27 protein-coding genes are annotated in these 26087 nt (G+C 43.2%); 15 read left to right on the plus strand and 12 right to left on the minus strand.

Annotated features, from left to right (window positions below):
* The first annotated feature begins 542 nt into the window (after positions 1-542).
* From nagA to asnB, 4 genes are all read left to right on the plus strand, one after another.
* Positions 543-1679, plus strand: coding sequence for an N-acetylglucosamine-6-phosphate deacetylase (nagA, locus tag VTAP4600_RS05995; protein ID WP_102521962.1), 1137 nt, complete (start codon positions 543-545; stop codon positions 1677-1679).
* A 2-nt stretch (positions 1680-1681) separates the two neighbouring features.
* Positions 1682-2896, plus strand: a complete 1215-nt coding sequence (nagC, locus tag VTAP4600_RS06000; RefSeq protein WP_102521963.1) for a DNA-binding transcriptional regulator NagC — start codon at positions 1682-1684, stop codon at positions 2894-2896.
* Positions 2897-2974: 78 nt separating this feature from the next.
* Complete coding sequence (locus VTAP4600_RS06005) at positions 2975-4558, plus strand: cation:proton antiporter family protein (RefSeq protein ID WP_102521964.1); 1584 nt, start codon at positions 2975-2977, stop codon at positions 4556-4558.
* A gap of 286 nt (positions 4559-4844) precedes the next feature.
* Entirely contained in the window at positions 4845-6509 is a 1665-nt protein-coding gene (gene asnB / locus VTAP4600_RS06010) for an asparagine synthase B (protein ID WP_102521965.1), read from the plus strand.
* A gap of 97 nt (positions 6510-6606) precedes the next feature.
* Here asnB and rfaH read toward each other — a convergent pair whose 3' ends face one another.
* Positions 6607-7128, minus strand: coding sequence for a transcription/translation regulatory transformer protein RfaH (gene rfaH / locus VTAP4600_RS06015; RefSeq protein WP_102521966.1), 522 nt, complete (start codon positions 7126-7128; stop codon positions 6607-6609).
* A gap of 309 nt (positions 7129-7437) precedes the next feature.
* Here rfaH and VTAP4600_RS06020 point away from each other — a divergent pair, with 309 nt between their 5' ends.
* Positions 7438-8826 (plus strand): peptide MFS transporter, encoded by a 1389-nt coding sequence (locus VTAP4600_RS06020; protein WP_102521967.1) that lies wholly within the window; start codon positions 7438-7440, stop codon positions 8824-8826.
* Positions 8827-8922: 96 nt separating this feature from the next.
* Here the strand turns inward: VTAP4600_RS06020 and hemH are convergent, their stop codons facing one another.
* The 3 genes from hemH to htpG form a co-directional block, all read right to left on the minus strand.
* Positions 8923-9891: a ferrochelatase gene (hemH, locus tag VTAP4600_RS06025; protein ID WP_102521968.1), complete on the minus strand. Its 969-nt coding sequence runs from the start codon at positions 9889-9891 to the stop codon at positions 8923-8925.
* Positions 9892-9988: 97 nt separating this feature from the next.
* Positions 9989-10633, minus strand: a complete 645-nt coding sequence (adk, locus tag VTAP4600_RS06030; RefSeq protein WP_102521969.1) for an adenylate kinase — start codon at positions 10631-10633, stop codon at positions 9989-9991.
* A gap of 217 nt (positions 10634-10850) precedes the next feature.
* Positions 10851-12764 carry a molecular chaperone HtpG gene (gene htpG, locus VTAP4600_RS06035; protein WP_102521970.1) on the minus strand — a complete coding sequence of 638 codons (1914 nt, stop codon included), beginning with the start codon at positions 12762-12764 and terminating at the stop codon, positions 10851-10853.
* Between the two features lie 278 nt (positions 12765-13042).
* Here htpG and VTAP4600_RS06045 point away from each other — a divergent pair, with 278 nt between their 5' ends.
* From VTAP4600_RS06045 to VTAP4600_RS06060, 4 genes are read left to right on the plus strand one after another with little or no spacing between them, the layout of a single operon-like run.
* On the plus strand, positions 13043-13915 hold the full coding sequence (locus VTAP4600_RS06045) for a transcriptional regulator (protein ID WP_102521972.1): 873 nt from the start codon (positions 13043-13045) through the stop codon (positions 13913-13915).
* 11 nt (positions 13916-13926) lie between these two features.
* Positions 13927-14472, plus strand: a complete 546-nt coding sequence (locus VTAP4600_RS06050) for a regulatory protein ToxS (protein WP_102521973.1) — start codon at positions 13927-13929, stop codon at positions 14470-14472.
* Positions 14473-14508: 36 nt separating this feature from the next.
* A complete protein-coding gene (locus VTAP4600_RS06055; RefSeq protein WP_102521974.1) occupies positions 14509-15273 on the plus strand; it encodes a sulfite exporter TauE/SafE family protein in 765 nt (254 codons plus the stop codon).
* Position 15274: 1 nt separating this feature from the next.
* The gene (locus tag VTAP4600_RS06060; RefSeq protein ID WP_102521975.1) at positions 15275-15550 is read left to right on the plus strand and encodes an Rdx family protein; all 276 of its coding nucleotides are present in this window, start codon (positions 15275-15277) and stop codon (positions 15548-15550) included.
* Positions 15551-15670: 120 nt separating this feature from the next.
* On the opposite strand, the gene yfcE is transcribed toward VTAP4600_RS06060, so the two are convergent.
* The 5 genes from yfcE to VTAP4600_RS06085 all read right to left on the minus strand — a co-directional run bounded on the left by yfcE (position 15671) and on the right by VTAP4600_RS06085 (position 18569).
* Positions 15671-16219: a phosphodiesterase gene (gene yfcE / locus VTAP4600_RS06065; RefSeq protein ID WP_102521976.1), complete on the minus strand. Its 549-nt coding sequence runs from the start codon at positions 16217-16219 to the stop codon at positions 15671-15673.
* An 83-nt stretch (positions 16220-16302) separates the two neighbouring features.
* The gene (locus VTAP4600_RS06070) at positions 16303-16707 is read right to left on the minus strand and encodes a CBS domain-containing protein (protein WP_102521977.1); all 405 of its coding nucleotides are present in this window, start codon (positions 16705-16707) and stop codon (positions 16303-16305) included.
* Positions 16704-17054 (minus strand): P-II family nitrogen regulator, encoded by a 351-nt coding sequence (locus VTAP4600_RS06075; RefSeq protein WP_102521978.1) that lies wholly within the window; start codon positions 17052-17054, stop codon positions 16704-16706. Before VTAP4600_RS06075 ends, VTAP4600_RS06070 begins: the two co-directional genes overlap by 4 nt.
* Complete coding sequence (locus VTAP4600_RS06080) at positions 17044-17838, minus strand: DUF1538 domain-containing protein (protein WP_102521979.1); 795 nt, start codon at positions 17836-17838, stop codon at positions 17044-17046. The genes VTAP4600_RS06075 and VTAP4600_RS06080 overlap by 11 nt, the downstream gene beginning before the upstream one ends.
* Positions 17835-18569, minus strand: coding sequence for a DUF1538 domain-containing protein (locus tag VTAP4600_RS06085; RefSeq protein WP_102521980.1), 735 nt, complete (start codon positions 18567-18569; stop codon positions 17835-17837). The genes VTAP4600_RS06080 and VTAP4600_RS06085 overlap by 4 nt, the downstream gene beginning before the upstream one ends.
* 175 nt (positions 18570-18744) lie before the next feature.
* On the opposite strand from VTAP4600_RS06085, the gene VTAP4600_RS06090 reads away from it, so the two are divergent.
* From VTAP4600_RS06090 to VTAP4600_RS06115, 5 genes are all read left to right on the plus strand, one after another.
* On the plus strand, positions 18745-19656 hold the full coding sequence (locus tag VTAP4600_RS06090) for a TIGR01777 family oxidoreductase (RefSeq protein ID WP_102521981.1): 912 nt from the start codon (positions 18745-18747) through the stop codon (positions 19654-19656).
* 51 nt (positions 19657-19707) lie between these two features.
* Positions 19708-20535, plus strand: coding sequence for an SDR family oxidoreductase (locus VTAP4600_RS06095; protein WP_102521982.1), 828 nt, complete (start codon positions 19708-19710; stop codon positions 20533-20535).
* Positions 20536-20847: 312 nt separating this feature from the next.
* Positions 20848-21702, plus strand: a complete 855-nt coding sequence (locus tag VTAP4600_RS06105; RefSeq protein WP_102521983.1) for a co-chaperone YbbN — start codon at positions 20848-20850, stop codon at positions 21700-21702.
* Between the two features lie 202 nt (positions 21703-21904).
* A complete protein-coding gene (locus VTAP4600_RS06110; protein WP_102521984.1) occupies positions 21905-22822 on the plus strand; it encodes an SPFH domain-containing protein in 918 nt (305 codons plus the stop codon).
* A gap of 3 nt (positions 22823-22825) precedes the next feature.
* Positions 22826-23278: an NfeD family protein gene (locus VTAP4600_RS06115; protein WP_102521985.1), complete on the plus strand. Its 453-nt coding sequence runs from the start codon at positions 22826-22828 to the stop codon at positions 23276-23278.
* A 50-nt stretch (positions 23279-23328) separates the two neighbouring features.
* Here VTAP4600_RS06115 and cueR read toward each other — a convergent pair whose 3' ends face one another.
* On the minus strand, positions 23329-23724 hold the full coding sequence (cueR, locus tag VTAP4600_RS06120) for a Cu(I)-responsive transcriptional regulator (protein WP_102521986.1): 396 nt from the start codon (positions 23722-23724) through the stop codon (positions 23329-23331).
* A gap of 209 nt (positions 23725-23933) precedes the next feature.
* Here cueR and VTAP4600_RS06125 point away from each other — a divergent pair, with 209 nt between their 5' ends.
* On the plus strand, positions 23934-24119 hold the full coding sequence (locus tag VTAP4600_RS06125) for a hypothetical protein (protein WP_102521987.1): 186 nt from the start codon (positions 23934-23936) through the stop codon (positions 24117-24119).
* Between the two features lie 51 nt (positions 24120-24170).
* Here VTAP4600_RS06125 and VTAP4600_RS06130 read toward each other — a convergent pair whose 3' ends face one another.
* On the minus strand, positions 24171-24533 hold the full coding sequence (locus VTAP4600_RS06130; protein ID WP_231897880.1) for a DUF2799 domain-containing protein: 363 nt from the start codon (positions 24531-24533) through the stop codon (positions 24171-24173).
* A 64-nt stretch (positions 24534-24597) separates the two neighbouring features.
* Positions 24598-25980 (minus strand): OprD family outer membrane porin, encoded by a 1383-nt coding sequence (locus VTAP4600_RS06135; protein WP_102521988.1) that lies wholly within the window; start codon positions 25978-25980, stop codon positions 24598-24600.
* Between the last annotated feature and the right edge of the window lie 107 nt (positions 25981-26087).

A 26087-nucleotide genomic window follows, 5' to 3' on the forward strand; every position in this document is an offset into this window, starting at 1 on the left:
CAATAAAGTCTTACGTAGAAATGAAGACGAACCAGAGAGCAATGTAGGACTTGTTTCTTAAGTATAAATATGATGACCAGCTCCAACTGATCGGGCCTATATTACAAATAGAATCAATGAGTTCAGCGAATGTATATATATTTACACTGAGATTTCGAGAGCCATTGAGCCATGTTTAGTCACTAACGTAAACGTTTACTGAGACTTCATAAATTTGGCAAAGAAAGCTTCTAGTCATGCACATTTCTATAATACGAAGATGCAGAGCCAGACTTTCTACCATCATGGCTAATGCTACATTTTCACCGATAGATTCAGCTTTAATAATGCTTTTATTCAATAAGATAACAGTGAGTGTTCAACTAAAGCGCAACCAAAGAAAGATCGGAAGATAAACACTCCATAGACGACGAATAACGGTATTTCAAATTTTCGCTTTTGACGCCCGATAAAACGCCCATAACTGATGAGTTAAAGGCAAAGAATTAGTAACTCCCGCATACGATGTGGGAAAGACAAAAACTTTAAGTAAGGACAAAACTATGTATGCACTAACGAACTGTAAGATTTATACAGGGAGTGATGTTTTAGACAATCACGCTGTTATTATTAACGACTCAAACATCGACAAAGTGTGTCCTGTCGCCGAACTGCCAAGCGATATAAAAACCGTTGATCTTGAAGGTGCTAACCTATGCCCTGGTTTCATTGATCTACAGCTGAATGGTTGTGGTGGTGTGATGCTTAACGACGAAATCACGGCTAAAACAATGCAAATCATGCATGAAGCAAACCTTAAATCCGGTTGTACTAGCTACTTACCAACCTTAATTACTTCTTCTAATGAAGACATGCGTGCATCGGTTGCTGCAGCTCGCGAATACCAAGCGAAATACCAAAATCAATCTTTAGGCCTCCACCTTGAAGGTCCATACCTAAACGTAATGAAGAAAGGCATTCATAGCGTTGACCACATCCGTCGTTCTGACGATGACATGATCGATTTCATCTGTGAAAACGCAGATGTTGTAACAAAAGTAACCCTAGCACCTGAACTGAATGCACCTGAGCACATCGAGAAGCTTAAAGCGGCTGGCATCATCGTAGCAATCGGCCACACTAATGCGACATATGCTGAAGCTCGTAAGGGGTTCCAAGCAGGTATTACATTCGCAACTCACTTATTTAATGCCATGACGCCAATGGCAGGCCGTGAGCCAGGAGTTGTTGGTGCTATATACGATACTCCTGAAGTATACGCTGGCGTTGTCGCTGATGGCTTCCATGTAGACTACGCAAACATTCGAATCGCACATAAAATCAAGGGTGAAAAGCTCGTATTAGTGACCGATGCCACAGCTCCTGCAGGCGCTGACATGGAATACTTTATTTTTGTTGGTAAGAAAGTATATTACCGTGATGGTAAGTGTGTTGATGAAAATGGCACACTAGGCGGCTCAGCTTTAACCATGATCGAAGCAGTTCAGAATACTGTTGAGCACGTTGGTATCGCTTTAGACGAAGCTTTGCGTATGGCTACCTTGTATGCTGCTCAAGCAATTGGAGTAGAAAACAAGTTAGGCCGAGTTAAAAAAGGTATGGTTGCTAACCTTGCTATTTTTGATCGTGACTTCAATGTCAAAGCGACAGTAGTTAACGGACAATACGAGCAAAATTAAGTATGAATGGCGGACAAATCGGTAACGTAGACTTAGTCAAACAACTCAACAGTGCAGCGGTATACCGCTTGATTGATCAGCAAGGCCCGATTTCTCGAATTCAGGTCGCTGATGTAAGTCAGCTTGCACCGGCAAGTGTTACAAAAATAACCCGCCAACTTCTAGAACGCGGCCTTATAAAAGAGGTCGCGCAGCAAGCGTCTACCGGTGGTAGGCGTGCGATATCTCTCACCACTGAAGTCGAACCATTTCATTCAATTGCGATTCGAATTGGTCGTGATTACTTGCATTTAGGCCTATATAATCTAGGTGGTAAAGAACTTCTTAAAGAGCATTTGGAATTTCGCTATAGCAATCAAGTTCAGTTAATTGAAAGCTTAGTTAAACATATCCAACGTTTCTTACAGACTCATGACACGAGCATCGAACAACTCATCGCGATCGGCGTTTCTCTTCCTGGTTTAGTTAATCCTGAAACCGGCGTTGTTGAGTACATGCCGAATACAGATATCGATAACCTAGCATTGGGCGACATCATAAGAGATACCTTCAACGTAGAGTGCTTTGTTGGCAACGATGTAAGAGGCATGGCCCTTGCCGAACACTATTTCGGTGCAAGCCGAGATTGCAAAGATTCAATACTGGTTAGCGTCCAAGGCGGTACAGGCTCAGGCATTATTGTTAATGGCCAAGTGTTTCTAGGCTCCAACCGAAATGTAGGCGAAGTGGGTCATATTCAAATCGACCCGTTAGGTGATAAATGTCAATGTGGAAACTTCGGTTGCTTAGAGACCGTAGCGGCAAATCCGGCTATCATCAATACCGTGCAAACTCGACTAGATCAAGGCTACCCTTCTTCTTTAGCAAGTGTACCTACGATAACCATGGATGCGATATGTCAGCACGCATTGCAAGGTGACGAACTCGCATCACAAAGCTTAATTCGCGTTGGTAATCAGTTAGGTAAAGCCATTGCTATTACCATTAACTTATTCAACCCACAGAAAATCGTGATTGCAGGTAACATTACCAAAGCAAAAGACATTATTTTCCCGGCAATTACTCGTAATGTGGAAACCCAATCTCTGACAACCTTCCATACAGGGCTTCCGATCGTACCATCTTTGTTGGACGATCAACCAGCAATGGGCGCCTTCGCCATGATTAAGCGAGCGATGTTAAATGGCGTTTTGTTACAGAAAATACTTGAAGAATAACAAGTTAAAGGCTTCAATCTACGGGTCGCATGTAATGCGGCCCGTTTTTTTATTTAATTCAGGATAAGTTGACTGATTATGGACATCGTTTTAATTTCCGTTGCATTTGCGGCCGGTTTCATTGCGCTCAAGTGCCAACTGCCTCCACTCGTCGGCTTCTTGATTGCTGGCTTTGGTCTCAATGCCGCTGGGTTCCAATCTAATGAGACGATCATGACCCTGTCTGATCTCGGTGTTACCTTGCTACTTTTCACCATCGGTTTAAAACTTGATGTGAAGACCCTGCTGGCGAAAGAAATATGGGCCGGAGCTTCTATCCATAATATTTTATCGACTTGCTTCTTTACGTGCGCCTTGCTTGGATTTAAGGTTCTAGGCGTAACAATGCTCGCTGATATGGCCGTTGAGCAAATCATCCTGCTCGGATTTGCTCTGTCCTTCTCCAGTACTGTTTTTGCCGTCAAAAGCCTACAAGAAAAAGGAGATATGAACGCTACATATGGCACATTGGCCATCGGTGTTTTGGTCATGCAAGATATCTTCGCGGTAATCTTTTTAACGGTATCAACAGGAAAAATTCCGGAATGGTATGCCGTTATTTTATTTGCCCTGCCTTTTGTTCGTCCGCTATTTTACAAAGTACTCGACTGGGTAGGCCATGGTGAGATGCTGGTCCTATCAGGAGTATTTTTCGCATTAATTGTCGGGGCTGGGCTATTTGACGCCGTTGGCATGAAGGCCGATTTAGGCGCCCTAATTCTGGGCATGTTACTGGCGGGGCATAAGAAAGCATCAGAACTGTCTAAGTCATTATTCAATCTAAAAGAACTATTTTTGGTCTGCTTTTTTCTCAATATTGGGCTGGCAGAACAACCAACGGTAGCCGGTTTCACTATGGCTGTTCTCTTCTTAGTCCTGTTACCGGTTAAAGGCCTACTCTACTTTTATATTATCCATCAATTTAAGTTCCGAGTTCGAACTTCGCTGTTAGCCTCTTTATCACTTTTTAATTACAGCGAATTCGGCCTTATTGTTGGGGGGCTAGCCTATAAAATGGGATGGATATCTGGTGATGTCTTGGTGTCTATCGCCATCGCCGTTTCCCTATCATTTATTATTGCCGCTCCACTAAATCGCTTTGGCCATGATATTTATCGCCGCAGCGCAAAATGGCTAAAAGAAGTCGCTGCGGAAAAGCTTCATGCCAAAGATCAGCTGATCAATCCCGGCCACGCTCAAGTCCTGATTTTAGGTATGGGCCGTATTGGCTCCGGTGCCTATGATGAAATAAGGCAGCGCTACGGAAAAATAAGCCTAGGTGTTGAAGTTAGGCCTGATGCCGCTCAGGCTCACCGTAACCATGGACGGAACGTTATCGAAGGTGATGCAACGGATCCCGATTTCTGGGAGCGAATCCTAGACACGGCAAATGTTAAATTGGTTCTTCTCGCGATGCCACACCACTTGGGTAACCAGACCGCGTTAGAACAACTACAAATACGCAACTTTCAAGGCCAAGTAGCTGCTATTGCTGAGTATTCAGACCAGCTTGAAGAATTAGAACAAGAAGGCGTCGATGCAGCTTTTAACATCTACAGCGAAGCAGGCAGTGGTTTTGCTCGTCACGTTTGTGAGCAATTAAAACCTGACTTCAAACTTTAACCTCAATTAGTTGGCGCTAAATTCCTTTTAGCGCCAATCTAAACGATCCGTTCGACCATGTTAAATCGACCACCTTAGTAAGTTAACTTTCCTTGCCCCACCTCTGTATCGTTCAAATAATGACCCCAATTAAATTTCATTCACCAAAACCGATATTCTATTAAATAATATTTAACACAAGCTGCTATTTGTCATGTTTATGATGGTTGTTTGTTGCTTTTTTTGTTGAAAGTGGCAAATTGAACTTAACGAAATCAAATGGATTTAGAATTTAGAGGTTAATGGTATGTGCTCAATTTTTGGCATCTTAGATATAAAAAGTGATCCTGCAGCGTTGCGCCCTGTCGCGCTAGAAATGTCTAAAAAACTTAGGCATCGTGGCCCTGACTGGTCTGGTATTTACGCGTCTGACAATGCCATCTTGGCTCACGAACGTTTGGCTATCGTTGGCCTTAACAGTGGTGCGCAACCACTTTACAGCCAAGATAAAAAGCACATCCTTGCAGTGAATGGCGAAATTTATAACCACAAAGAGCTTCGTGCTCGCTATGAAGATAAGTTCGAATTTCAAACTGATTCTGACTGTGAGGTCATTCTCGCTCTGTACCAAGAACTGGGTGCCGATCTGTTAGAAGAATTAAATGGTATTTTTGCCTTTGTATTGTATGACGAAGAAAAAGATCAGTACCTTGTAGGCCGTGATCACATTGGTATCATTCCTCTTTACCAAGGCTATGACGAACACGGAAACTACTACGTTGCTTCTGAGATGAAAGCGCTTGTATCTGTTTGTAAAACGATCAGTGAGTTCCCTCCTGGTAGCTTCTATCGCAGCGAAGACGCTGAGCCTGTGCGTTATTACAAGCGAGACTGGAATGAATACGCTGCAGTTCAAGGCAACAGCACAAGTAAAGAAGATTTAACCAAAGCACTAGAAGACGCAGTTAAACGCCAACTAATGACTGACGTTCCCTATGGTGTGCTTCTCTCTGGTGGTTTAGATTCATCAATTACGTCAGCGGTTGCTAAAAAATATGCCGCTATGCGCATCGAAGATGACGAAAAGTCTGCAGCATGGTGGCCTCAATTACACTCATTTGCTGTTGGCCTTGAAGGAGCACCCGATCTTATTGCCGCACGTGACGTTGCCGATCAAATCGGAACTGTTCACCATGAAATGACTTACACGATTCAAGAAGGCCTCGATGCTATTCGTGATGTTATTTATCATATTGAAACCTATGATGTGACAACAATTCGTGCATCAACGCCTATGTACTTACTCGCACGTAAAATCAAAGCGATGGGCATCAAAATGGTACTTTCTGGTGAAGGCGCTGATGAAATATTCGGCGGTTACTTGTACTTCCACAAAGCACCAAACGCACAAGAGTTCCACGAAGAAACCGTGCGTAAATTGCTTGCATTAAACATGTTTGATTGTGCTCGTGCGAATAAATCACTAGCCGCTTGGGGTGTTGAAGGACGCGTGCCATTCTTGGACAAAGAATTCATTGATGTTGCTATGCGCTTAAACCCAGAAGATAAAATGTGTGGCAACGGTAAAATGGAAAAACACATTCTTCGCGAATGTTTTGAACATTACTTACCTAAGCAAATTGCATGGCGCCAAAAAGAGCAATTCTCCGATGGTGTCGGTTACGAGTGGATTGATACGCTAAAAGCGGTTGCGGAAGAAAAAGTAACGGACAAGCAGCTTGAGACAGCCGCATTCCGATTCCCATACAATACGCCAACAACGAAAGAAGGCTACTCATACCGTGAAATCTTCGAAGAGCTATTCCCGCTAGAATCCGCAGCTGAATGTGTACCTGGTGGCCCTTCTGTCGCTTGTTCTTCAGCCAAAGCGATTGAATGGGACGAGTCATTCAAGAATTGCGTTGATCCATCAGGAAGAGCAGTACAGGCTGTTCACAACGATGCATACTAATACACCATCAATTTAGCAATAAATTGCAGAGACTAAAAAGGGCACATTTTGTGCCCTTTTTTAATGCCGAATACTAAACAAGCCTCTTTGCTGAGGACTACCACTCATCGGCCTCTTTATTCATATCGAGGTTTTCATTTTCTATGCTAACCGGTACAAGTTGATTGATCATATTAACTAGCATAAAAGAGCGCTTATCTCCGTCAGGCTCTTGGTAAATGGCCGTAATGCCCGCAAACTGCCCTTCTAAAATGCGTATTTCATCACCCGACATTGGCACTGCAAGGCGCTTAACGCCGGCTTCGGCTTCAAGCTGCTCTAAGTTTTTTAATTCTAAAATCAAATCACCTTCGACTTCTTGAGGAAGTGCGCCAAACCGAATGAAATCCGTAATGCCACGAGTAGAGCGAATGGTCGTAAAACTAGGGCCAACTTCGTAATCAAATCGGACGAATACATACCCAGGAAATAAGGGCTCTTTCACAACCTGTTTTTTCTTTCTTAGCATTTTTTCTATTTCAATTTGTGGATAAAAACACTCCACATTTTGATTTTCAAGATGCATTTTCGCACGTGCTTGTTCACCGCGCTTACAATAGACTAAATACCAACGTTTCATAAAGCCAACTACTTGTAATTTTTATGTCATCCTAGCATTTTCACACCTTGGTTGAAATGCAATAATGGAAACATAGATTGCATAGACACAGTCACCAACCCTCGGGGTATAGTGTCTTTGCAAACACCGCATGAACACTGCATTGTTTTCGTATCTATCGTCAAGGATTGCTACCGCTCGGTAAGTATAGATACAGAATGTTCGTTGTTGTCTAGCCGAAGACACCTTCACTTTGAACCGACATGATGTCGGCTCGTCTACGATTGTCACTCCATGCTTTATCTTTCCAACAAATAAAAATTATCTAATATGACAAACCAACAATCTGATTTTTTGGGACATCCGAAAGGACTGTTTCTGCTGTTTAGTACAGAGCTATGGGAACGTTTTTCCTACTACGCTATGCGCGCCATTTTGGTGCTATTTTTAACGGATACAACGCTTAATGGTGGTCTTGGTTGGACAACACAGCAAGCACTCCAACTTTATGGTATTTATACGGGTCTTGTTTATATCACGCCGCTTATTGGTGGCTGGATAGCCGACAACTTTTTAGGGCAACGTCGCTCTCTACTCATTGGCGGTGCCTTGATGGCCATCGGTCAATTTATCTTGGCAATGCCTGACAGCGCAATGCCACTAAGCAACGTCGCGACTTTATATTTGGGTTTAGCGTTCATTATTGCTGGCAACGGCATGTTCAAACCTAATATCTCCACTATGGTTGGCGATCTATACCCTGCCGGTGATAATCGTCGTGATGGCGCGTTTACCATTTTCTACATGGGCATCAATTTAGGCGCTCTACTTTCAGGCATCGTTTCAGGCTCCGTAACGACCGGCTACGGCTGGAAAGCAGGCTTTTTAGTGGCTGGTATCGGTATGGTTATTAGCTTGATCATGCAAATAACCATGGCAAACAAGCTACTTGGAAATATTGGCATTGAACCTTCTGCAGTAAGAGCGCAAAAAGGTAAAAAATCAAAACAACCTTTGACAGTCCAAGAAAAAGACCGTCTAAAGGTGATATTAGTGATGGGCTTATTCGTTGTTGTCTTCTGGGCAGGCTTCGAGCAAGCCGGTGGCTTGATGAACATTTACTCTCAGCAATACACTGATCGTATGCTTGGAAATTTTGAAGTGCCAGCTGCTTGGTTCCAGTCACTGAATCCATTTTTCATCATTACTATGGCTCCTATTTTGGCGGCTGTATGGATCAAACTTGGTAAGCATGAGCCTAATTCGCCAGTTAAATTTGCAATGGCTTTGTTCTTTTTGGCCATTGGTTTCTTATGTATGGTTGGTGCAGTATTGGAACAAGGTGGAGATACCAGCGTCAAAACGTCTATGTTCTGGCTGGTTGGTGCTTACTTCTTCCATACCATAGGTGAACTCTGCCTTTCTCCGATTGGCTTATCGATGATCACTAAACTCGCACCACTTCGTTTAGCATCATTAATGATGGGTGCGTGGTTTGGTTTCAATGCCATTGCGAATTACGTAGCGGGCTATATTGGCTCTCATGTAGGCGATTTTGGGGCGATGGCTATCTTTGGTGGCATCGCCATTACCGCAACCATTTCAGGTGTGCTACTTCTGCTGTGTTCTAACAAGCTGATTGATTGGATGCATGGGGCGGAAGATAAAGCCGACACCAATGAAGACGACGGCTCTGAACTCAAACTGCAAAACGCCTAGGCTGTAAGTTGTAAGTTGTAAGTTGTAAGTTAATAAGCCGAAACAAAAAGGGCCGCACTGTAAATACAGTAGCGGCCCTTATTATTAATTGCTTAATTACACGTTACTATGTTGCTCAACTAACTCAACCATCATTTGAATGTGCTCGTCGTCGTCATTAAGGCATGGGATATAACGATACTGTTCACCGCCCGCCTCCATAAATACTTCCTTATTTTGCTCAGCCATTTCCTCGAGTGTTTCTAAGCAATCAACAGAGAATGCGGGAGCCATTACGTCTATTTTCTTAAGACCTTTTTCTGGCATCTGCTCTAGCGTTTTATCAGTATAAGGTTTTAGCCACTCTTCTCTGCCAAAGCGCGATTGATACGCCATACCGATATCAGTATCTGTGAGATCCAACTCTTTCGCGAGTAATTCAGTTGTCACGTCGCAATGGCTCGGGTATACATCGCCATTATCAGCAAATCGCTGCGGAATTCCATGATAAGAACACAGTAAGTAGTCACTCTTGCCGTACTCTTGCCAATGACGTCGCACACTGCTAGCAAGTGCTTTAATATAAGTCGGATGATTATGGTAATCACGAATGAATGTATGGCTTGGCACAACAGGTAAAGAAGCAAAAATTTTAGCTAAACCATCCATCGCTGCCGCACTCGTCGTCGCCGAGTATTGGGGGTACAAGGGCAAAATAATAATATGTTCACAGCCTTGTTCTAGTAATTTCTTCACGCCATTATCTAAGCTTGGTGAGCCATAAGTCATGGCGAGTTCAACCGGTATACTTAGCTTATCGGCCAACTTACTTGCCTGACGTTTTGAGTAAACCATCAGTGGTGAGCCTTCATCCATCCAAACGCTTTGATATAACTTGGCCACTTTAGGAGAGCGAATAGGTAAAATCACACCATGTAAGATGGGGCACCAAAGCCAGCGAGTTGTATCAACTACTCGTTTATCGTGGAGGAACTGGCTCAAAAACTTTTTAACCGCGGGTGCAGTTGCAGCATCAGGCGTACCCAAGTTAATTAATAATACGCCCTGCTTTTTATTGGTTTCCATACTCTGCTAATTCACCTTTAAAAATTGATATTCAGACGAAAAAAAACGACCCGAAGGTCGTTTAATATAACAAACAATATGTTTACATGTCAGCCAATTAAGAAAGAGCTTTCTCGATATCTGCGCTAACTTCAGCAACTTGCTTAGTACCGTCAAATTTAAGGTACTGGGTGTTACCCGCTTCTGCTTCTTTACCGTAAAACTGAATAAGAGGTGCAGTTTGATCGTGGTAAACACCTAGGCGAGCTAAAACAGTTTCTGCTTTATCGTCTTCACGAATCACTAGTGCTTCGCCAGTTTCGTCATCTTTGCCTTCTTCTTTTGGTGGGTTGTATACCATGTGGTATGTACGACCAGAAGGAAGGTGAGCACGGCGACCAGCCATACGCTCAACGATAACGCTGTCTGCTACGTCAAATTCAATAACGTAATCAACCGCTACATCCATACCTTTCAAGCCTTCTGCTTGAGGGATGGTGCGAGGGAATCCGTCTAGAAGGAAACCTTTTTCACAGTCATCTTGAGCGATACGCTCTTTGATAAGACCAAGGATAATATCGTCAGAAACTAATTGACCTGCATCGATTACTGCTTTCGCTTGTTTACCAAGCTCTGTACCTGCTTTGATTGCCGCACGTAGCATGTCACCAGTAGAAATTTGTGGAATACCGTATTTTTCCATGATGAATTGAGCTTGTGTGCCTTTACCAGCACCAGGAGCACCTAGAAGTATGATGCGCATATTGGATCCTCTTAAAGATTTTTGATTTATACCGAAGCTCACTGTGAGAACGGAAAGTTTCGGTATAAAGGTTTAAGTTAGGGGCGGAGAATATACCACAATCCGCATGAAATTAACGGTCTTTGCCATTAAATTGCCCGTTAGAACAATTTATAAGCAATAAAGCCAGCCCACTATGGGACTGGCTTAATATGACACTAATAAAAAATGAACACTATTAGGCTTTAGTCAAAAGCTGGTTAATCGCACCTAGGAACTGTGTTGGATCTTCCATTGCTCCGCGCTCCGCTAGCATCGCTTGACCAAGCAGTAACTCTACCCAACGGCCAAACTCTTCTTCATCTGCTTCATCTGCTTCATCTGCCATGCGTTTTACTAATGCATGTTCAGGGTTGATTTCAAAAATGTACTTCACTTCAGGAACAGCTTGACCAGCCGCTTCCAGTAGTTTCGCCATTTGAGTGCCCATTTCAAAGTCATCCGTTACCACTACCGCAGGTGTAGTCGCTAATTTGAACGTTGTACGTACTTCTTTAACGCGGTCGCCAAGGTAAGTTTTCGTACGCTCTACGACTGACTTGAACTCTTCTTCCGTTTCTTTATGCTTTTCTTTTTCAGCTTCATCTTCGAAGTGACTAAGATCAAGGCCAGCTTTAGTGATCGATTGGAATTGCTTGCCATCGAACTCTGTTAGGTAGTTCATTAGCCATTCGTCAATGCGATCGTACATCAAAATAACTTCGATACCCTTCGCTTTAAATTGCTCTAAGTGAGGGCTATTTTTTGCTGCAGCGTAACTGTCTGCCGTTAGATAAAAGATCTTACCTTGACCTTCTTTCATTCTCTCGGCGTAAGAAGCTAGAGAGACCGTTTGCTCTGCGTTATCAACTTCAGAAGAAGCAAAACGCATCAAACCAGCAATTTTCTCTTTGTTTGAAAAGTCTTCAGCAGGACCTTCTTTAAGCACCATGCCAAATTCTTTCCAGAAAGAGAGATATTGCTCGTCATCTTTCTTAGCGATTTTCTCTAGCATGCTTAAAACACGCTTAGTACAAGCGCTGCGAAGTGTTTGGGTTACTTTATTGTCTTGTAGAATTTCACGTGACACGTTCAATGGCAGATCATTTGAGTCAATCAAGCCGCGAACAAAACGCAAGTAGCTAGGCATGAACTGCTCAGCATCATCCATAATAAACACACGTTGAACGTAGAGTTTTAAACCGCTTTTGTGATCACGATTCATCATATCCCAAGGGGCTTTCGCTGGGATGTATAACAAACTGGTGTAATCGTTTTTACCTTCAACGCGGTTATGGCTCCACGTCATTGGATCGGCAAAGTCATGGGATACATGCTTATAGAATTCTTGGTATTCTTCTTTGGTTACATCCGATTTGTTTCTAGTCCACAATGCTTGAGCTTTGTTGATCTGCTCCCAAGTTTTCTCTTCAGTTTCTTTACCTTCATCATCCTTGACAGGCGTTAGGATAGAAACCGGAATACCAATATGGTCAGAGTATTTGCCAATCACTTCACGTAGGCGGTGTTCAGACAAGAACTCCTTACCTTCATCACGCATGTGAAGAACAATATCAGTACCGCGACTTTCTTTACTGATGTTCTCAATCGTGTAATCACCTTCGCCGGCAGAGTGCCATTGAACAGCTTCATCTACCGCTAATCCAGCAGCACGAGTGCGTACTGTTACTGCATCAGCAACAATAAATGCCGAGTAGAAACCAACGCCAAATTGACCAATAAGCTGAGAGTCTTTGCTTTGGTCATCATTTAATTTTGAGAAAAAGTCAGCCGTACCTGACTTAGCAATCGTGCCAAGGTGCTCAATCACGTTATCACGGCTCATGCCGATACCGTTATCAGAGATAGTGAGCGTATTTGCCACTGCGTCAAATGAAAGCTTTACGCCAAGATCAGCATCACCTTGGTACAAATCACCATCAGAAAGCGCTTGAAAGCGCAGTTTATCTGCAGCATCTGAAGCATTTGAAATCAACTCACGTAAAAAGATTTCTTTATTTGAATACAGAGAGTGAATCATTAGATGTAGAAGCTGCTTAACTTCTGACTGAAAACCTCTTGTTTCTTTATTGTTTACTGCTGCTTCGCTCATATTTACTCCAGGGAAATATCATATAGATACACATCAAACGTTATGTCTTTTGAAAAAACTCAGTACACGTTTGTTCGGTATGATTATCAACTTAAGTAATGAAATGAGGCTGCCAATTGTAAATTCAAGGTCAAAAATGATAAAAATCCTGTTTTTTTGGTAATTTTTGATTATGCTATGTGCTTCAAAAATATCAAAGAAGCTAAAGTGAACTCGCATTCTGCATTTTTAGCTTACATTTGGCTCTTCCATCCTCAACATTACGTAGCGTCTCAATAATGAGTAATATTGGTACAAAGTTCATTCTCGCTCAAAGGTTTACCTTTGATCCGAACAATAATTCTCTGTTAGATCAGCAGAACGATAATGAAGTGATTCGTCTAGGAAGTAATGAAAGCCGCATTTTGCTCTTGCTCGCTGAGCACCACAACGAAGTGGTGACTAGGCAGCAACTGCATGAATTTGTGTGGCGAGACCAAGGATTTCAGGTCGATGATTCGAGTCTAACTCAAGCTATTTCAACGTTAAGAAAGCTTTTGAAAGACTCTACAAAATCACCTCAGTATGTCAAAACCGTGCCCAAGCGTGGCTACCAGCTAATTTCCAGTGTCGAACGCTCTGCGCCTTCAAGTGCAAGCAATGAAACACAAGAGATTACAGAGCCTAATCTTGCGACAGAATCTGCGGCTGCAGAGCCTGCGCCAGTGATGGCCTCTCAACCAACAGATAACACTAAAGCCGAACCGCTATCATCGATAGCAGAAAAAGCACCAACACCAGCAGCAAAGCCGTCAAATAAAGGACTGATTATTGCCCTTTTGATTGCGGTTGCGTTGCCATTAATCACATTTTTCACGACGTCACCCTCGCCGGCGACATTTACTACGGTTGGGACATTTTCTGATATACCCGTCAAGACCCCAGAAAATCACCCTGATATATCCAAGTGGATACCGAGTATTACGCAATGTGTGGAAGTGTATATTGCAAGACACCCAAACGAACTTGCTCCAGTGGAAGTCATTGCAACCGGTGGTCAAAATGGCCAAATTGCCCTGAATTATATCCATGCACCAGAGCACTCTAGTGAAAACGTGACTCTTAAGCTATTAGCGGTTCAGCCAGACTTCAACCAGGTATGCACTCAATGAATGAGCACTCAATGAACAATCACCTGAATTCTAAACTGCCTGTTTTCATCGTTATTCTTTCGATCATTTTCAGTGCGTGGCTGTACTGGGGAAGTGATGCGCAGGTAGAGCGTGTACTGACATCGCGTGAATGGCAGACTCGTATGGTCATGCGTATTTATGCGGACACTAGTACAGATGTCTTGGAACAAGATGGCGAGATTGGGCCTTTGAAAAAAGCGACCATCGAGTCAAATGTAAAGTATTTACCTAACGGTACCTACTTACGAGTTTCAAGAATTAATTTGTTTTCTGAAAGTGTTGAAGCCTCTTCAATCATTAACGTTTCTGAAAGTGGCAATTGGGAAATGAGCGATAATTATTTGCTAATCGAACCGATTGAATTCAAGGAAATTTCGTCGAACCAACGCCAAGACTTCACAGAGAAACAACTTGGTGTTATTACACAAATTTTCAAAATGGATTCTCAGCAAAGTCGTCGAGTGGAAATAATCAATACTAAAGCACTTTTGATGACCAGTTTGGATCACGGCTCGGCCGTTTTCTATTCACACTAATGAGACGATGGGAACCTACTGGGTTCCCTTTTTTCTATGGATTGGATAAACAGCTCACTGCTTTTCTTAGGTTCACTGACCGCTAGTACCCTCTCGTCTATCGCGGGCGGCGGTGCTGGCTTGCTTCAATTTCCTCTGCTCATATTTCTTGGCTTACCTTTTTCTGTTGCGCTTGCTACACATAAAATTGCAACCGTTGCCATGGGTCTTGGCGCAGCAGGAGCACACCTTAAATCTAAAACCCTCAGCTTTCCTTTGATGGCCTATTTAACTGGTGTTGGATCACTTGGTGTTGTGATCGGGGCAAATTTGGTTGTTAATATTAACCCTGAAATTGGCGAGCTGTTACTTGGTGCGTTAATTCTTGTTCTTGGTATTTATTCCAGAGTCAAACCGGCTCTTGGGCATAAAGAAGCCCCTAGCCATCGAGACAAAAATGGATGGATGATAGGCGGCTTCGTACTCGTGCTTCTTGGTATCTTTAATGGCTCATTAACGGCAGGTTCTGGATTAGTCGTTACACTGTTTTTGGTACGCTGGTTCGGATTTAGCTACAAACAAGCCGTAGCACTCACCTTAATATGTGTCGGACTGTTTTGGAATGGTATTGGCGCTATCGCTATTATCGAGGCAGGAGTGAGCCCGCATTGGCCTTGGGTCCCCGTACTGCTCGTCGCTTCTTTTTTTGGCGGTTGGCTTGGTGCTTACCTAACAACCAAGCTACCCAATTCCGTCATCAAGACGGCATTTGAGGTTCTCACTTTTGCCGTTGGCATTAAACTCATTCTTGGAGCAATTTAATATGATAAAAGGCGTCATCGAAATCCATTACTGCCGCCAATGTAATTGGATGCTACGTTCAACATGGCTAACTCAAGAACTGCTGCATACCTTTAGCGAAGAAATAGAAAGCGTATCTTTGCACCCTGATACCGGTGGTAGGTTTGAAATATTTTGTAATGGCGTAAGTGTTTGGGAGCGAAAAAAAGATGAAGGCTTCCCTGAGGCTAAAATCTTAAAACAGCGAGTTCGTGATCTGATTTTCCCTGAAAAAGATTTGGGTCATATCGACCGATAAGCGAAAGCTATCAGTCAATTTTCATTGTGCGTAAGAACCCAACTATTGCGAGTAATGGAGGCCAACGAACTGACTGACTGGTTGCCTGAATACAACGAGCAACCAGTGTGTTAACTCTCACTAATCTAGGACGTGCTCCACTATCGTATTGTACGAGAAATCGACAACAGACAATTTACCATTCTCATACAAACCAAAGCTCGGTTCAAAGCCATTTCTAGGAAAGGTAACTGAGCCCGGGTTAAATATCACTTGCTCTTCATCGCGTTGTGCAACCGGTATATGGGTATGCCCATGGGCAATAACTTCTCCCGTCTTAAGCTTCGGTCTTTTCTCTCTATTGTAAAGATGACCGTGAGTTAAAAACAACCGCTGGCCACGCTCTAACAACACCCATGCATAGTCCATCATCATCGGGAAGTCGAGCAGCATCTGGTCGACTTCGCTATCGCAATTGCCTCTTACCGCAATGATCTCATTAGCGTATTGATTCAAGGCATCTGCAACAGCTGGAGGGTTATATCCTTCTGGCACGGGGTTACGAGGCCCATGGTTTAAAACGTCCCCTAACAGCACTAAATACTCAGCATTAGACTTTTTATAGGCTTCTAAGACCTTCTCGGTTGCTGGTAAACAACCATGTAAATCGGATGCAAAAAACAGTTTCACGCCAACCTCTTAATAATATCGAATCTTGCGGGATTTTACCTGCTGTGACATAGATTACCAGCCTAATCCAGCATCAATAATCGCTAATACTGTTTCGCCATTCCGTTGATCACAATGTTATTGTAACTGACCATTCCGATCACTTTCCCATCATCAACAACAGGAGCTCTGCTTATTCCAAAGCGTTCAAATAGACGAGCACAATATTTTACATTCATACTTGGTTTAACCGACAACGCAGGTTTGGTCATTATTTCGTAAATGTTGGTGCGCTCTGGGGAGCGGTTTTGTGCTAAAACCCTTTTAGCGATATCGTTCATTAACACAATACCGTATTCATCGTCGTCATAACGTTTGTCTACCAACAGTGCTTTTACTTGATGCTCTTTCGCTAGATGAATGGCCTCTTGAACCGTGATTAAGCCATCCACAATAATGTACGTATTGGCCATGACATCTTTCACTTGAATGATCGCCTGCATACTCATAACTCGTCCTCAACTACACTGGTTAACGTCTCTACTTGATGTGCGACTCCCACCGCATCTTCAACATCGATTTGTACCGCAATACCTTGCCCAGACGCTTTATCAAATTCACCGACGTCGCTTATCCGTTCCAAAATATGCCGAGCAAGGTGCTCTTCTACTACAAACAACAACACATCTTTTTGAACTTCTAGTGTTAGGCCAAGAAAAGTTCTTTTCTGCCTTAACCCTTCACCTCGGGCATGATTTATTACTGTCGCACCGGTGGCTCCTGCCGAACGGGCAGCATCAAGCACTACTTCTGTTTTGCTATCTTCCACAAACGCTAAAATTAATTTAAACCGCATTTTCGTTCTCCTTATTTGCCGCTCTTTGATTCAACCAGTTTGTGATTTGTGCATACCCCATGACTGAAATGATTGGAAATAAGCTAGCGAATGCGATTAGCCCAAAACCATCAATAACAGGGTTTCTCCCTGGCACCGTTGAGGCCAGTCCGAGCCCGAGAGCCGTTACTAGAGGAACAGTAACCGTAGACGTTGTTACGCCACCCGAATCGTAAGCCAAAGGTACGATCATTTTGGGAGCAAAATAGGTTTGGATAACCACTAAGATGTACCCAGTGATGATGTAATACTGTATAGGGTCTCCAACCACGATTCGATAACTTCCCAATGAAATGCCAACGGCCACGCCAAGAGCCACAGCAAAACGCAGGCCATTCACTTTAATAGCACCACCGGATACTTGGTTCGCTTTGATCGCGACCGCAATAAGTGAAGGTTCTGCTACGGTTGTGCTAAACCCAATACAAAATGCGAACAGGTAGACCCAGTAATAATCGAGCCAACTTAATGTTAGCTGAGATGACATTTTAAACTCTTGCAGAAATTCAGGCTCAGTGAGCTGCATCGCCATGGTTTCTCCCAACGGAAACAAAGCTAGCTCTAGCCCCATGAGAAACAGTGATAGACCGAGAATAACGTAAACAAAACCGAGAATAACTTTACCGATATTGGCGACAGGTTTACGCAATACGGCAAACTGAAAACCAAAGATAATCGTAGCTATCGGAATGACGTCAAGAACAGTACCGAGTAAGGTATCAGTGAACAACGTTAGGCTAATCATGACACGACCATCCCGTACACCATAACGAACATCATGGGCAGTAATGACGCAAATGCGATAAGACCAAAGCCATCAATCATTGGATTTCGCCCTTTAATTGCTGAAGCCAACCCGACACCTAATGCGGTCACTAACGGGACAGTAATCGTTGATGTTGTCACGCCACCAGAATCATAAGCGATACCTATGATTGTATCGGGCGCGAATGCCGTTAAAACGACAATACCTAGGTAGCCACCTATGATCATAAAGTGAATTGGCCAACCTTTCAGTATTCGAATTACGCCAATTACGATGGCGATACCAACGGAAAAAGCGACGGTTAAGCGCAGGCCATCCGCATAGCTTTCCATTGCATCTTCATCGGAGGCGATCACCCCACCTTCTGAAGCGACCTCTGCGGCTTCTTGTGCAACAGCAGTTAATGCCGGTTCGGCTATGGTGGTTCCGAACCCCAAACAAAAAGCAAAGATAAGCAACCAAACAACGCTGCCTTTTCTCGCAAAAGACTGCGCCATGGCTTCACCAATAGGAAACAACCCCAGCTCCAACCCGAAAACAAAAAACGTCAGGCCAACAACAACGAAAAACAAGCCAATCAGGGTCGGAACAAGGTTGGGCAAAGGCTCTTGCAGTACCACCAGCTGAAAAAAACCAATGACACAGATAATAGGCAGTAGATCTCTCAAACTAGAGAGCATTGCACGTGACATTGCGAGTATTGTTTGCATTACACCTCCTTGTGTTAACACAAGCATGGCACACATTTTTGTAATAAAGTGTGACTAAACTAAAGCAATGCAACTCCAAGCACCTCAATTAACTCAGATAACGAGTTTCAAGGAGGGTTGTACCTAGTCGGCAATATCTGACTATAATGAGAGCTAACGCACAAGGAGGACACGCATGCACATATTGCTTACCGGTGGAACCGGATTTGTTGGGGCTGAGCTCATCAAGCACTTGGCAGGACACCACATTACTTTATTGACTCGAAATACGATCTCCGCAAAAAAAAAGCTCCATCACGCCGACTTTGGCAATATTGTGTACCTTTCTGATCTTAACGAGTTAAGCGAGCTCAACCATATTGATGCCGTAGTAAACCTAGCAGGCGAACCCATTGCCGACAAACGCTGGAGCTCCGAGCAAAAACACACCATTTGCCACAGCCGATGGGAAATCACCGAAAAGATTGTCTCCTTAATACATGCGAGCACCAACCCTCCTTCCGTATTTATCAGTGGCTCGGCCGTTGGTTACTATGGAGACCAACAACAGCACCCTTTTGATGAGTCACTGCACATTCATGATGAAGCGTTTCCTCATCATGTCTGCGCTAAATGGGAAGCCATTGCTAAGCGGGCGCAATCCAATCTAACCCGTGTTTGTGTACTACGAACAGGTGTTGTACTAGGAAAGGACGGAGGAGCCCTGCAAAAAATGCTGTTCCCTTATAAAATGGGGCTTGGAGGACCAATTGGCAGTGGAAAGCAATACATGCCGTGGATTCATATGCAAGATATGGTGAGAGGCATCAGTTATCTACTCAACACCGAACATGCCTTAGGTGACTTTAATTTTTGCGCGCCTCACCCGGTTCAGAACAAAGTATTTAGTCGAGCGCTTGCTCGGTCACTTAAGCGGCCTCATTTACTATTCACTCCTAAATGGGCTCTCTCCGTCCTGATGGGAGAATCTTCTTGCTTGTTGTTTGATAGCATTCGAGCCAAGCCAAAACACTTAACTGAGTTGGGCTTTAAGTTCACTTATTCACGAATCGAACCAGCCCTCAATAACTTGTTACAGCACTCATGATGATTTCGTATTAATATGACTCGCAACTTAATTGAATCAACGAGATAAATCATGACGAAATCTATCCTGATCACTGGGTGTTCTTCAGGTATTGGTTATACATGTGCTCACGCTTTACATGCTAAAGGCTATCACGTTATCGCTTCATGCCGCCGTCAAAGCGATGTCGAAAAATTACAAGGTCAAGGGCTCAAGTGTATTCAGCTTAATATGGATTCTGTTAATAGCATTGATCAGGCCGTAGCAGAGGTGCTCCTGCTGACCAACGGAAAGCTCGATGTGCTTTTCAATAATGCAGCCTATGGTCAAGCAGGTGCATTAGAAGACCTTCCAACTCAAGCGCTACGAGATCAATTCGAAACCAATTTTTTTGGCTGGCACCACTTAGTCAAGGGCATTTTACCGAGTATGAGAAACCACAACAGCGGACGAATTATCCAAAATAGTTCCGTATTAGGTTTTGCGGCCATGCGTTACCGAGGGGCTTACAACGCGTCAAAATTTGCTCTTGAGGGCTGGACTGATACTCTACGCCTAGAGTTAATGGATACCAATATTCATATATCTCTCATCCAACCAGGCCCAATAGAAACCCAGTTTCGAGCCAACGCTTTAGCAAAATTTCGCCAGTGGATAAACATAGAAACCAGTGCTCATCGCCAGCAATACCTGATCCAGGTTGAACGGTTAGCCAGTAAAGCATCAGGCAATGACTTTACGCTCCCATCGGAAGCCATTGTCGCTCCGTTATTACACGCTATCGAATCGGATAACCCAAAAATTCGTTATCCCATAACCACGCCAACCAAGGTATTTGCAATCCTCAAGCGAATTCTACCAACCAGACTACTTGATCAACTTTTGCTCAAAGCTGGTTAATAATTACTCTTTTTTTTGAGTGTCATCAAACTTTCATATTGATTGGTTAATCTAACCAGACTGAAACAAAGAATTTGTATTTGCGTTACGTTTGGGGACACTATGAGCCTAAACCAGTTAAACTGGCTGAGCGTAGGTGTAGCGCTAACAGTATTACTACTATTTTAGACACCTTTGCTTGCAACATGAAAAGAAACGCCACATCATTTGATGTGGCGTTTCTTTTTATATCCACTTGAAATTTATAGCCACTTGAAAACCGAGCATTCAGACACTATTTACTAACATAGAACTCAATTTTAAGGATCGGTCATGCAATCTGAATTCATTGTCGAGCTGACAGAACAAAACTTCCGTACGGTACTGGAAAGCTCAACACAATCCCCTGTTGTTATTCATTTCTGGGCGCCCATGAGCCAAGAAAGTGCGCAGATCATCCCAGATCTTCAAGCATTGGCGCAGCAATACCAAGGGGCATTCACTCTTGCATTACTTAATTGTGAAAAAGAACAAGCCATTGCCGCTCAATTTGGTGTTCAAGCTTTGCCTACCATCGCTGTTTTTTCTAATGGCCAACCTGTCGACGGCCTTGGTGGCCCTCAGACCATTGATTCAGTCAAAGCGATGCTAGAAAAGCATTTGCCCAGCCAAGATGATATGGCTCTTAAGCGCGCTCTTGAGCTCATGCAGTCTGAACAACATGAGCAAGCCCTTGCTCTGTTATTAGACCTGACAGATGAGTTAAAAGTGCGAGGAGACATCAAGCTCGCCATTGCAGACTGCTTTCTAGAAACTCGCCAATTCGATTCAGCTCAAGCGGTACTCAGCGCCATCCCTCTAGAATATCAAGACAATTACTACAAAGGCTTAATTGCAAAACTAGAGCTTCAGCAACAAGCGGCAGAAAGCCCCGAAATTCAGGCTCTCGAAACCAAACTTGCGAACGATGAAAGTAATCTCAGTCTTGCCCACGAGCTTGCTATTCAATATCATCAAGTCTCTAAAGACGAAGAAGCATTAGAGTTGATGTGGCGTTATTTGGTAAAAGACTTAAATGCACTCGATGGTGATATGAAAAAGACCTTCATGGATATTCTTGCAGCACTCGGACAAGGTAACCCGCACGCTGGTCAATATCGCCGTAAGCTTTACTCACTACTCTACTGATCATAGTTAAATCAGAATCAAACGGTGCGATGGCTCGAAAGCCATCGCATTTCTTGTACAAAATATAAGCTCTTCTGCAATTTTGCTACACATCTAGCCTCATATCCTCTATTCTGAATTTTTATAAATAAAAACGACCGTGCGTTCATATAACTTATTTATCAACACGTTATATGATTAACCACTAAATAAGGAAGGCTAGATGGACATTGATATCCTCATCACCGTAGGTGTGTTTCTTCTCGTAGCGATTATCTTTATATTTGCTGCCGTCAAAATGGTTACCCAAGGTAACAATTGGACCGTGGAACGTTTTGGGCGCTACACTAAAACACTAAAGCCGGGCTTAAATCTTATCGTGCCATTTATCGACAGTATTGGACATAAAGTTAACATGATGGAAAGGGTCATGGATATCCCCGCTCAAGAGGTGATATCAAAAGATAACGCTAACGTTACCATTGATGCAGTCTGTTTCGTTCAAGTGGTTGATGCCGCTAAAGCCGCCTACGAGGTCAACGATCTTGAACATGCGATCCGAAACCTAACACTAACAAACATCCGAACCGTTCTTGGTTCTTTAGAGCTCGACGAAATGTTAAGTCAGCGTGACATGATCAATACTCGCCTTCTCAGCATCGTAGACGAAGCGACTAACCCTTGGGGTGTGAAGGTCACTCGTATTGAAATTAAAGACGTTCAGCCACCAGCAGACCTCACGGCAGCAATGAACGCTCAAATGAAAGCTGAGCGTAATAAGCGTGCTGACGTATTGGAAGCCGAAGGTGTCAGACAGGCTGAAATTCTAAGAGCAGAAGGTCATAAACAAGCTGAGATTTTAAAAGCTGAAGGTGATAAGCAAGCGGCTATTTTGCAAGCAGAAGCTCGTGAGCGTGCGGCTGAAGCAGAAGCTCGAGCGACTGAAATGGTATCCACGGCCATCGCACAAGGTGACATGCAAGCCGTTAACTACTTTATCGCCCAGGGCTACACTGATGCACTCAAATCAATCGGACAAGCAGAAAATGGCAAAATTATCATGCTACCACTTGAAGCGACGGGATTGATGGGCTCTGTTGCTGGTATTGCTGAAATGTTCAAACATAACGAAGAGAAATAAACCATGATTGAGTTACTCGATCAAATGAATCACTGGCACTGGATTGCTCTAGGGCTAATTCTGTTGTGTGGCGAGTTGCTCGGCACCGCTGGCTACCTATTATGGATTGGTATATCCGCAATTCTTGTTGGATTACTTCGTTTAGTTTTACCTATTGGCTGGGAGATGCAGTGGGTAAGCTTCGCGAGTTTTGCATTAGTCACCACATGGCTTTGGTGGCGATACCAATACCGCCAAGATCAAGATGACGATCTCAACAGCCAACTCAATCAGAAAGAAAAGCAGTTGATCGGGCAAGTGACTCGGCTTGAAGAATCAGTTCAAGTGGGAAAATGCCGAATTAAACTGGGTGACACGACATGGTCCGCGGTTAGCCACCAAGACATCGAAGCAAATAGCCTGGTTAAAGTAACTCACGTTAATGGCATTATCTTAACGATAGAAAAAGCCGACTAACAACATAGGCGTATCTATCTTAGACTTATCAAGCCCTTACTTTAAGGGCTTTATTTATTGTGACCGCAAAGATCATCAATAATTGGGCAATCCGCTCCTGAGTCTCCTGGGCAATGTGAAATCCATGACTCAAGTTGCTGTTTAATCACATTGAGTTCGCCTATCTTCTGCTCAACCACCTTCAGTTTCTCAACGGCTCTGGCTTTCACTTCTGCGCTGGTGCGCTTTGGGTCATTAGCTAAAGATAATAAGGATTTACACTCTTCTAAATTAAAACCTGCCCTACGAGCCCTAGCAATCAATTGAAGCTCTTCTATATGTTGGCTGGAATAAACGCGATAACCATTATCACTGCGTTGAGCAGGCGTGATTACGCCCTTTTCTTCATAAAATCGGATAGATTTAGCGGTGAGTTGTGTTGCTTTAGCGGCTTGGCTGATGTTCATTGTCGGTTAAAATTACGTTACGTGACCAGTATAGCAGTCACTTTATCAGCGCGTTAATCTGAAAGAAAGAGAATTAAGATGACTACAAAGTTAATTAGTAATTAAAATTAATTCTAATTTCTAAACTGAGTTTGATTAAACACTATTCATAGACATAATTAAAGAGTTGAAAGTGAATTTTATAAAATAATCATTACTGGAAGGATATTATGAAAAAGCTAATAACCCTAATGTCTATCATCTATATTTCTAGTCTAGCTATTTCTGCAAATGCGAGCGAAGGAAGTGCAGGAAAAGCTTTCGGTGCAGGCGTTACATGTGAACTAAATGGAAAAAATCAACAACTACCAAGAGAGCTTTGTATCCAATATGGCGGTAAAATAATACTAGTTTAATATCACATCCTGGCAGTATCAAATTCTGATACTGCTAAGGTAAGATACCGGCTAACGAAAGAAGTCACTCCCGACAAAAGCATCCCAACCGCGCTGCCACTCTGCCTCAATCATCACTTGCTGTTTGTGCCCGTCACATTGCCCCGTATATAAAGTGCCTGAGATACCTTTTTCAAAAGCAGAAAATGGGTCACAGTATTCTAGTTTCCCGTCTGTATAACCTTGCATATAGTTTTCAGATTGAAATGGCACCTTATCTTTTAGGTTGGCCAGTAACCTATTATCCGAATCGTAACCGGCCATTCCAAACCGGTAACCTTGTCCATACCAATATTCATCCGCAGTCAGTGTTTTAGTGGAGCATCCAGCAACAACAACCAATACAAAAAATAACATGAAATTATGTACATACATTAAAAAATTCCTACAAAAAAGCTGGGAAATCCCAGCTTTTTATTAATGACATACTATCTAACAATTACTTTACGTTAAATGGTAACGTTAACGCTAGCTTGAAATCTGTCTCATCTTGGAACGCATTTGAATATGGTGCCCAGTTACCAGATTTACTGTCGTTAAAGTATTCTGTGTAATGGAAGCTAACAGCACCACCTTTCAGAGGGCCACCTTGAATACCGTAGCCCATGAACAAGCTGTATGCATACTCTTTAAGATCATCTACACCGTCAAATTTAGCACCCATGCCAACAGCACCACTTACACCAGCACTAAACCCTGGAGCACCAACATCAGAGAAGTCACGAGAAGCCGATACAAAACCTGCGAATTCACCATCATGGTTAAAGTCGGAACGATTATTCCACCAAACATCGTACGCGCCGTTAGAGCCACCATATTGCTTAGTCAAACGGTAAGAGAAGTGACCTACATCAGCGTCACCTTTGTGGTCTGCTGAAGTGTAGATACCTTCAGCACGAAGTGAGTACTGACCAGTTTTGTAGCTTGTTAGCATAGCTGCTTGCCATGCAGTACTATCGTATTGCTCGTTATCGTCAACAACATAAAGCTGCGGAGACCAGAACAAGCCATCATCTGTGGTGCCTTTCACTTTGACGTGGAAGTTCTTACGAGGACCACTAGTTAGCGCACCGTAACCCGCATCAAGGGAAATACCATTAGCAAAGCTGTAACGTCCACCTAATGAGTATACTGAACCGGCTTCATCACCGTCAGTTGTTTGGAATTCATAAGTAGTCTTAAACCATGGTGCTTTATATTGGTCAGCAAAAACGGCACCAAGACTCAAGTCGCCAAATTTACTACCAATTTCGCCACCACGGTAAGTGCCGGGCGCGAATGACCAGTTAACACCTAAAGAACTAGGTACTGACGGTTGAAAGTAACCCAATTGAGCATTTGTACTTTCACCAAATTTAAATTTAGCTGCAGCTTTAGCGAATGAAACACCGTTATCATTACAAGATTTATCCCATGCACCAGTACAACCATCTGCGTCTGCAACTTTATCATATGGGTTGTTTACACCCCAAAAGTTAAACTCATGATCTGGACTAGCGTTTTGCCACATGTCCCAAGTTGAGTAAACAACAAAGTCTGCACCAACAACATCATTAACATACCCAGAGTTAAACCCCAAATTCACAAAAATTGAACCGTGATCTAGGTTTTTCTTTTTCTTGGTATCATTTCCATTTGCATCAACGCCACCACGTTTGCGGTCACGCATGAAGAAGTTTACATTACCACTGATCGTTGACTCAGCGAAAAAATCAGATACACCTTCAGTATACTCTGGTCCTACAACGTTTTCTGCGAAAGCACTTCCGCAAGCAACTGATAGAGCAACCCCAACAAGGGTGCGTTTAAACATTTTGTCCATGGAAAAACTCCTAAAAATGGATATAGCTGTTTTTTGTTTTACTTACCCCTCAAGTTGGCCGCCGAAGGTGGTAAGTAAATCTCCTAATTCGCTCTTCTAGTTAAAAC

This window comes from Vibrio tapetis subsp. tapetis (assembly GCF_900233005.1).
Lineage (GTDB): Bacteria > Pseudomonadota > Gammaproteobacteria > Enterobacterales > Vibrionaceae > Vibrio > Vibrio tapetis.

Coding starts and splice junctions, on each gene's coding strand:
- nagA (WP_102521962.1), top strand. CDS start 543: ATGTATGCACTAACGAACTGTAAGATTTATACAGGGAGTGATGTTTTA.
- nagC (WP_102521963.1), top strand. CDS start 1,682: ATGAATGGCGGACAAATCGGTAACGTAGACTTAGTCAAACAACTCAAC.
- VTAP4600_RS06005 (WP_102521964.1), top strand. CDS start 2,975: ATGGACATCGTTTTAATTTCCGTTGCATTTGCGGCCGGTTTCATTGCG.
- asnB (WP_102521965.1), top strand. CDS start 4,845: ATGTGCTCAATTTTTGGCATCTTAGATATAAAAAGTGATCCTGCAGCG.
- rfaH (WP_102521966.1), bottom strand. CDS start 7,128: ATGAAACGTTGGTATTTAGTCTATTGTAAGCGCGGTGAACAAGCACGT.
- VTAP4600_RS06020 (WP_102521967.1), top strand. CDS start 7,438: ATGACAAACCAACAATCTGATTTTTTGGGACATCCGAAAGGACTGTTT.
- hemH (WP_102521968.1), bottom strand. CDS start 9,891: ATGGAAACCAATAAAAAGCAGGGCGTATTATTAATTAACTTGGGTACG.
- adk (WP_102521969.1), bottom strand. CDS start 10,633: ATGCGCATCATACTTCTAGGTGCTCCTGGTGCTGGTAAAGGCACACAA.
- htpG (WP_102521970.1), bottom strand. CDS start 12,764: ATGAGCGAAGCAGCAGTAAACAATAAAGAAACAAGAGGTTTTCAGTCA.
- VTAP4600_RS06045 (WP_102521972.1), top strand. CDS start 13,043: ATGAGTAATATTGGTACAAAGTTCATTCTCGCTCAAAGGTTTACCTTT.
- VTAP4600_RS06050 (WP_102521973.1), top strand. CDS start 13,927: ATGAACAATCACCTGAATTCTAAACTGCCTGTTTTCATCGTTATTCTT.
- VTAP4600_RS06055 (WP_102521974.1), top strand. CDS start 14,509: ATGGATTGGATAAACAGCTCACTGCTTTTCTTAGGTTCACTGACCGCT.
- VTAP4600_RS06060 (WP_102521975.1), top strand. CDS start 15,275: ATGATAAAAGGCGTCATCGAAATCCATTACTGCCGCCAATGTAATTGG.
- VTAP4600_RS06070 (WP_102521977.1), bottom strand. CDS start 16,707: ATGAGTATGCAGGCGATCATTCAAGTGAAAGATGTCATGGCCAATACG.
- VTAP4600_RS06075 (WP_102521978.1), bottom strand. CDS start 17,054: ATGCGGTTTAAATTAATTTTAGCGTTTGTGGAAGATAGCAAAACAGAA.
- VTAP4600_RS06080 (WP_102521979.1), bottom strand. CDS start 17,838: ATGATTAGCCTAACGTTGTTCACTGATACCTTACTCGGTACTGTTCTT.
- VTAP4600_RS06085 (WP_102521980.1), bottom strand. CDS start 18,569: ATGCAAACAATACTCGCAATGTCACGTGCAATGCTCTCTAGTTTGAGA.
- VTAP4600_RS06090 (WP_102521981.1), top strand. CDS start 18,745: ATGCACATATTGCTTACCGGTGGAACCGGATTTGTTGGGGCTGAGCTC.
- VTAP4600_RS06095 (WP_102521982.1), top strand. CDS start 19,708: ATGACGAAATCTATCCTGATCACTGGGTGTTCTTCAGGTATTGGTTAT.
- VTAP4600_RS06105 (WP_102521983.1), top strand. CDS start 20,848: ATGCAATCTGAATTCATTGTCGAGCTGACAGAACAAAACTTCCGTACG.
- VTAP4600_RS06110 (WP_102521984.1), top strand. CDS start 21,905: ATGGACATTGATATCCTCATCACCGTAGGTGTGTTTCTTCTCGTAGCG.
- VTAP4600_RS06115 (WP_102521985.1), top strand. CDS start 22,826: ATGATTGAGTTACTCGATCAAATGAATCACTGGCACTGGATTGCTCTA.
- cueR (WP_102521986.1), bottom strand. CDS start 23,724: ATGAACATCAGCCAAGCCGCTAAAGCAACACAACTCACCGCTAAATCT.
- VTAP4600_RS06125 (WP_102521987.1), top strand. CDS start 23,934: ATGAAAAAGCTAATAACCCTAATGTCTATCATCTATATTTCTAGTCTA.
- VTAP4600_RS06130 (WP_231897880.1), bottom strand. CDS start 24,533: ATGTATGTACATAATTTCATGTTATTTTTTGTATTGGTTGTTGTTGCT.
- VTAP4600_RS06135 (WP_102521988.1), bottom strand. CDS start 25,980: ATGGACAAAATGTTTAAACGCACCCTTGTTGGGGTTGCTCTATCAGTT.